This window comes from Rhodothermales bacterium (genome assembly GCA_034439735.1).
Taxonomy (GTDB): Bacteria; Bacteroidota; Rhodothermia; order Rhodothermales; family JAHQVL01; genus JAWKNW01.
Genome location: JAWXAX010000185.1, coordinates 1 through 6,279, shown reverse-complemented (window position 1 = coordinate 6,279; position 6,279 = coordinate 1). Strand labels below are relative to the sequence as shown.

General features: G+C 65.1%; 5 protein-coding genes. 3 read left to right on the top strand and 2 right to left on the bottom strand.

All coding sequences use genetic code 11. The annotated features are described in order from the left end of the window. From SH809_14040 to aroA, 3 genes are all read left to right on the top strand, one after another. Window positions 1–1,485, top strand: a 1,485-nt coding sequence (locus SH809_14040; protein MDZ4700825.1) for a multicopper oxidase family protein, incomplete at its 5' end; no start/stop codon positions are given. Window positions 1,486–1,522: 37 nt separating this feature from the next. Continuing rightward, entirely contained in the window at window positions 1,523–2,953 is a 1,431-nt protein-coding gene (locus SH809_14035) for an amidohydrolase family protein (GenBank protein MDZ4700824.1), read from the top strand. A 12-nt stretch (window positions 2,954–2,965) separates the two neighbouring features. Further along, window positions 2,966–4,243, top strand: coding sequence for a 3-phosphoshikimate 1-carboxyvinyltransferase (gene aroA / locus SH809_14030; GenBank protein ID MDZ4700823.1), 1,278 nt, complete (start codon window positions 2,966–2,968; stop codon window positions 4,241–4,243). Window positions 4,244–4,414: 171 nt separating this feature from the next. Here aroA and SH809_14025 read toward each other — a convergent pair whose 3' ends face one another. Both SH809_14025 and SH809_14020 read right to left on the bottom strand, forming a co-directional pair. Next, on the bottom strand, window positions 4,415–5,683 hold the full coding sequence (locus SH809_14025) for an RsmB/NOP family class I SAM-dependent RNA methyltransferase (protein ID MDZ4700822.1): 1,269 nt from the start codon (window positions 5,681–5,683) through the stop codon (window positions 4,415–4,417). A 55-nt stretch (window positions 5,684–5,738) separates the two neighbouring features. Continuing rightward, the gene (locus SH809_14020; protein MDZ4700821.1) at window positions 5,739–6,056 is read right to left on the bottom strand and encodes a methylated-DNA--[protein]-cysteine S-methyltransferase; all 318 of its coding nucleotides are present in this window, start codon (window positions 6,054–6,056) and stop codon (window positions 5,739–5,741) included. Window positions 6,057–6,279: the final 223 nt, after the last annotated feature.

The following is a 6,279-nucleotide window of genomic DNA, read 5'->3' as shown; positions in this document are numbered from 1 at the left end:
CCGCGCCGACCGGCCCCACCCCCCTACCCCGCCCCGGCCCTGCCCCCCGCCCGCGTCCACCTCGCGGATGGCGATGCGTACGGGCTCGATACCCGGCCGGCGTTGCGCCGCCTGGGTGACTCAGAAACCGTGGCCTACACGTTCAACGGCCGGCTTCCCGGGCCGATGTTTGACGTGGATCAGGGGTCCACCGTGCGAATCGCCTTCACGAACTTCATCCCCCTCCCAACGGCCGTCCACTGGCACGGGCTTCGGCTCGATTATCGGTCGGACGGCGTGCCGGGCTTCACCCAGCCGCTGCTCCAGACCGGCGACACCTTCGACTACGAACTCCGCTTCCCGGATGCCGGCATGTTCTGGTATCACCCCCACCACCGCGAGGATATCGGGATGGATCTCGGGCTGTACGGCAACATCCTCGTCCGCCCCTCCGATCCAACCTATTACAGTCCGGTCAACGAGGAATTCTACTGGTTGATCGACGACCTCCTGCTGCAGGATGGCGAAATAGTGCCCTACGGCGCTGAGTCGGCCAACTACATGCTGATGGGCCGGCTGGGGAATGTCCACATCATCAACGGCGAGCCCCAACCCACCGTGACCGTGAACCGGGGCGCGGTAGCGCGTTTTTTCCTCACGAACGCTTCCAACGCCCGCGTCTACAACCTGTCGTTTGGCGGCCTGCCGATCAAGGTGGTCGCGGCCGACGCCGGCCGGCTCGAGCGCGAAACGATGGTCGAAAGCGTCGTGATCGCCCCCTCGGAGCGGTACACCGTCGAGGTGCGCTTCCCCGAGTCGGGTCGGATCGGGGTCCTCAACGCCGTCCAGGCGATCGACCATCTCCGGGGGAGCTTCTTCGCCGAGGTGGACACGGTGGCCTGGATCGATGTGGCCCCGGCCGCGGCCGCGCCGGATCATCGCGCGGTGTTCGACCGCCTCCATGCGCCGGCGGCCGTCGGAGCCGAGTTCGATGCGCTGCGGCCACAGTTCGGCCGGCCCGTGGATCGCGAGCTGGCGATCCGGCTGCGGACAACCGGTCTGCCGCCGGTGGTCGAGCAGCTCATGCGCTTCGACGGCGCCTACGTGAACCCGGTCGAGTGGAGCGATACGATGCCGATGATGAACTGGGCCAGCACGGGCGCGGAAATCCAGTGGATCCTGGAAGACGTGCGGACGGGGAAGCAAAATATGGCAATCGACTGGCGGTTCAAGCGGGGCGACGTGGTCAAGATCCGGATTCGGAACGAGCGTAACCCGTTCCACACGATGCATCACCCGATCCACTTTCATGGACAACGCTTTCTGGTGCTGAGCCACGATGGCATCCCGAACGAACACCTCGCCTGGAAGGACACCATGCTGTTGCCGGCCGGCGTAACCGCCGATCTCCTGCTCGAGATCTCCAATCCGGGTGTGTGGATGGCCCACTGCCACATCGCGGAGCACATCGCATCCGGTATGATGTTCGTTTTTCATGTAGATTAAAAGGCTTACGATCCCAGCCACCAACGCGCCTGAACCGATGAAGCCCACCCTCCTATTCGTTACGTGCCTCGTGATCGCCTTCCTGCCAGCCGCCGCGCAGGACCGGCCGGCGCTGCCGGAGCATCTCCAGAAATATGTGGCGATCGATCAGCCGCTGGTTGCGCTACAAAACGTGCAGGTCGTCGACGGCACCGGCGCGCCGGCGCGGGCCAACCAGACGATTCTGATTGAAAACGGCGCCATCCGGCAGGTGGGCGCCGCTTCGGAGGTGAACGTGCCCGAGGGGGCGTACGTGGTCGACCTCGCCGGCCACACCGTCGTGCCGGGTCTGGTGGGGTTACACAACCACACCTATTACATGACGGCGATGCGCAGTATCCAGCTCAACTACAGCGCCCCACTGCTGTACCTGGCCTCCGGCGTCACAACGATTCGCACGACCGGCAGCACGGCGCCCTACAGCGAGCTGAACCTGAAGGCCTCCATCGACGCCGGCAGCCGGATCGGGCCGCGTATTTACGTCACGGGCCCGTATATCACCGGCGGCACCGGATTCACGACCATGACCCGCGTGGATACGCCCGAAGATGCCCGGCGGGTCGTCCGGTACTGGGCCGAGGAAGGTGTTTCCTGGTTCAAGGCGTACAATCAGATCTCCCATGACGCCCTCGCGGCTGCGATCGACGAAGCCCACAAAGTAGGGATCAAAGTGACGGGCCACCTGTGCTCCGTCAGCTTCCGGGAGGCGGTGGCAATGGGGATCGACAACCTGGAGCATGGCTTCTTTACAAACACCGACTACGACCCCGAGAAGACGAAGGACGTGTGCCCCCAGAATTTCGAGCACCGGCTGGCCGATGTGGATCTGGATAGCGAAGCGGTCCAAGCAACATTCGCCGAGATGATCGCCGCCGGCGTGCCCATGACCTCGACGCTGGCGGTCTACGAGATGTACGTGCCAGGCCGTCCGGGCGTGGATCAACGCGTGCTCGACGCCATGTCGCCCGACGTCCGCGAAGAATACCGGAAGACCTACGAACAGACCGCGCTGCTCGCTGGCGACCCAAATTATCCGTTCACCGAGCGGCTGTTTAAGAAGGCGCTCGCCTACGAATATGCGTTCGTGAAAGCCGGCGGCCTGCTGGCGTCGGGCGTGGACCCGACCGGTTATGGCGGCGCGCTGCCCGGGTTTGGCGACCAGCGTAATTATGAATTACTCCTCGAAGCCGGCTTCACGCCGGAAGAGGTCATCCAGATCATGTCCCTCAATGGCGCCCGGGTACTGGGGATCGAGGATCAGGTGGGCACGATCACGGCCGGCAAACTCGCCGAACTCGTCGTCATCGAAGGCGACCCGGTGACCGAGCCGGCGGCGATCCAAAACGTGAAATGGGTGTTCAAGGACGGCTACGCGTTTGATTCCCCCGCCATCATCGAAGCGGTAAACGGCGTGGTGGGTATTCGATAATTAGTCAGGCACATGCATCAAACTATCCGCCCCGCTCGGGGCCTGCTCGGGGTCGTCGAACTGCCGGCCGATAAGTCCATCGCCCACCGCACCGCCCTGTTCGCCGCGCTGGGCGACGGCGTTTCACACCTCGTCAACTACCCCGCCTCGGCGGATCCGCAATCGACCCTCGCGTGCCTCCGTCAATTGGGGGTTCGGATCGAGGCGTCGGAGACCGGGTACACCGTCCACGGCGTTGGCTTGAACGGGTTTTCGAAGCCGTCGGGCCCGCTCGACTGCGGTAACTCGGGCACGACGATGCGGATGTTGTGCGGTATCCTCGCCGGCCAGCCGTTCGACACCGAACTGATCGGCGACGCCTCGCTGAGCGGCCGGCCTATGGAGCGTGTCGCCGGCCCGTTGCGCCAGATGGGCGCGAAGATCGAGTTGACGGACGGGCACGCGCCCGTTCGGATCCGAGGCGGGCAACGATTAAAGGGGATGGTGTACCGCCTGCCGATGCCGTCGGCCCAGGTGAAGTCGTGCGTCTTGCTCGCGGGGCTCTACGCGGAGGGCGAAACCACCGTCATCGAAACCCTTCCATCGCGCGATCACACCGAGCGGATGCTCCAGTTGGATGTCGTGGAGATGAACGGAGAGCGGCGCCTGACCGTCCGCCAGGGCCGGCGGATTCCTCGCCAGGCCTGGGCCGTGCCCAGGGACTTCTCGGCGTCGGCGTTTTTCCTCGTCGCCGGCTCCATCGTGCCCGGTGCGGAGCTTCGACTCCCCGGCGTGGGCATCAACGCCTCGCGCAGCGCGTTGCTGGATGTGCTCCGCGCCATGGGCGCTTCCATCACAATGAGCGATGAACGCACCTACGGTGGCGAACCGATCGCCGACATTTTGGTGAAGTCATCCACCCTACACGGCGTGACGGTGCCGGAGGAGTACATCGCCAACCTGATCGACGAGATCCCGATCCTCTGTGTAGCGGCAACGCAGGCAAAGGGGCGTACGGAGATCCGCAACGCCGGCGAGTTGCGCGTGAAGGAGACGGACCGGATCGCGGCGATGGTCAAGAACCTGCAGGCGTTAGGGGCCGACGTCGAAGAGTTCGAGGACGGGCTGGCCATCACGGGCGGCAAACCCCTCCATGGCGCGGAAGTCGAGAGTTACCACGACCACCGGATAGCGATGGCGATGGGCGTCGCGGGGCTCGTCGCGGCCGGGAAGACCGTTGTCCACGGCGCCGAGATCGCCTCCGTCTCGTTTCCGACGTTCTGGGAGCAGCTTGCGGGCATTGCGTCGTAAGGCGGGCGCCGGCCTCCCGCCCCGGCAGGCCCGGTTTCGGGATGATCTGGCCCGGGCATGGGCAATCGATGCCCTATCCACCCGAATGCCTGTTATTTCCGACCGTGCTGCGGTGTGCCCGACAAACCCACCTCACGCACCGTCACGAGGCCATCGCCATCAGTGCCCCACTCAGATCCGCTCCATCACCGCCCCAAAGAACCCGTCCGTCCCGTGCCGATGGGGCATGAGGCGCAGGTAGGCGTCGGTCTGGTCCGGCACGGTCAGGCCCTGGGCGGCGAGCGCCTCACCCGCGGGCACGAGGCGCATCTCGGGATGCACCGTCAGAAATTCCTCGACGATGCGCTCGTTTTCCTGCGGGAAGAGCGAGCAGGTGGCGTAGACGAGCCGGCCGCCCGGCTTGACGAGCGGCGTATAGGCCTCGAGGATGTCGCGCTGTTCGCGGTTGAGGCCGGCGAGCCCTTCTTCAGAGAGCTTCCACGTGGCATCCGGGTTTCGGCGCAACACGCCCGATCCGCTGCACGGGGAGTCAATGAGCACGGCGTCGGCCTTGCCGTGGAGCCGGGTGACGTCGCGCGAGCGGTTGGTGTCGATCGGGCGGAGGCGGATGTTCGAGGCGCCGGCGCGGCGGATGCGGGGCTTCGACTCCTCTAGCCGGCGGTGGGCGACGTCGAAGGCGTAGAGCACGCCCTTGTTCTGCATCAGCGCGGCCAGATGGAGGGTTTTGCCTCCGCCGCCGGCGCAGCCGTCGATCACCTGCTGCCCGGGCCGGGCGTTCAGTAGGTATGAAAGCAGCTGGCTGCCCTCGTCCTGGATTTCGAAATGCCCTTCGTGGAATGCCGGCAGGGAGAACAGGTTCGCCTTGGTGGCGAGGATGAGTCCATCCGGACTCGCCGGCGTCGGTTCGCTCGCGTGGCCGGCGTCGGCGAGGGTCTGCCGCAGCGCCTCGCGGGTCGTCTTGAGGGTGTTGACCCGGATCACCAAAGGCGCCGGCCGGTTGAGGGCCGCACAGAGGGCCTCGGTATCGGCCGGCCCATGGAGGTCCAGCCAGGTCGCCACCATCCAATCCGGCATCGAATACGTCAGTCCCAGCGACTCGACGGGCGATTCGGGCAGCGGCTTTTCCCGGGCCGCGGCGACGGCGCGGCGGAGTTGGGCGTCGTCGGCCGGCTCCAGCGGCAGCGCGGCATCAGGCTGGTGGATGGCCAGATGGGCAAGCGCGCGGTGCATCGTGTCGAGGTCCGGGAACGCCCATTCGAGCCAGCGCCGGTTGCGAAGCATGCCGTAAACCGTTTCGGCGATGAACCCGCGATCCCGCTTCCCGAGTTGCTTGCGCTCCTTGAAAAAGGTCTGCATGAGCCGGTCGGCCGGGTACGGCGAGGCCACGATCCGGTCGTAGAGCTCGACGGTGGCGTAGAGCGCGAAGGGGCGGACTTCCACGTGTGGCTCGTTTCGTGTTAGGCGCGGCACGCGGGGAGCGTTTGCGCCCATGGTATCATTCTCGCGCATCGGGGATCCAGAGATGTGCATGCATATCCACCCGGCCATCGGGGGTGAAGGAGACGCCCTCACTGCGCAGGCGTTCCTCCATGACCTCAGATCCCTCAAACCGCAACGCGGCAGACAAGGTGCCGTCGCGCGCGACAACGCGATGGCAGGGCAGCGCCTTGTCGCCGGCCGCCTGCATCGCCCACCCCACCGTCCGCGCCGCCCGGGGCGAGCCCAGGCTGGCCGCGATATGGCCGTACGTCGTCACCTTCCCCATGGGGATTTCAGCGACGATATCCCATACGCGTTCGAAGAATGAAGACACGGGGGGAAGGAAAAAGTGAAAAGGGAAAAGGGAAAAGGGAAAAGGGAAAAGCGTCCCTTGATATTCTTAAATCATGCGAATCAGGAGTTGAGGCCGTATCAAATGAATGAATCTAACTGGCAATCCCCCATTCTTCGTCTTCCCCCGGTCAAAGCCGGGGGCAGGCTCCCAACTCGATTGGGGATCCATAGTTGGCTGATCGCATGTAGCCGGGCCTCAAGGG

Bases quoted from the DNA above. Each gene is read 5' to 3' on its own strand.
- aroA (MDZ4700823.1), top strand. From the start codon at position 2,966: ATGCATCAAACTATCCGCCCCGCTCGGGGCCTGCTCGGGGTCGTCGAA.
- SH809_14035 (MDZ4700824.1), top strand. From the start codon at position 1,523: ATGAAGCCCACCCTCCTATTCGTTACGTGCCTCGTGATCGCCTTCCTG.